The organism is Mesorhizobium sp. M0293, assembly GCF_040321735.1.
GTDB lineage: Bacteria > Pseudomonadota > Alphaproteobacteria > Rhizobiales > Rhizobiaceae > Mesorhizobium.
In genome coordinates this window covers 1-594 of record NZ_JAMYSA010000325.1, presented here as the reverse complement: position 1 = coordinate 594, position 594 = coordinate 1, and the positions used below count along the sequence as shown (strand labels likewise).

Annotated in this window: 1 protein-coding gene; it reads left to right on the top strand. The window is 59.8% G+C overall.

Annotated features, from left to right (window positions below; genetic code table 11):
• Positions 1-57: 57 nt before the first annotated feature.
• Positions 58-594 (top strand): DUF4372 domain-containing protein (locus NKJ06_RS35710; RefSeq protein ID WP_352812641.1); only part of this gene is annotated, 537 nt, incomplete at its 3' end.

The following is a 594-nucleotide window of genomic DNA, read 5'->3' as shown; positions in this document are numbered from 1 at the left end:
AAAACGGGGTTTGTCCGTCTTCTCTCTGGTTGTCGAGACTCAGAAAAGGAACGGGGCATGCGCTTTGCACCTAGCATCTTCGGGCAGCTTCTTGAAGCCATGGATCGCCGTCAATTCCAAGCCATTGTGGATCGTCACGACGGCGATGCCTACGACAAATCGTTCAGGAGTTGGGATCATCTGGTGGTGTTGATCTATGCCCAGTTCTGCGGCAGCGACAGCCTGCGTGGCCTGGAAGCCGGTTGGAACGCCAACAGCCAGCATCATTACCACCTGGGCAGCGGTCCGCTGATGCGTTCGACCTTGTCGGATGCCAACAGACGGCGCCCGGTCGCCATTTTTGCCGAGGCCTTCAGCCTGGTGGCGGGTCTGCTCGACCGGCAGACGCGGCAAGAGGGTAAAGAAATGCTGCGGCTGATCGACTCGACCCCCATTCCACTGGGCAAGCTGTGCGAGTGGGCCAAGTCGAACGGACGCATCCGCGGCATGAAAGTCCATGTCGTCTATGACCCGAAGGCCGACCATCCGCGCGTCCTCGACATCACCGACGCCAACGTCAACGACGCCCAGATCGGTCGCCGGATCACTATCGAG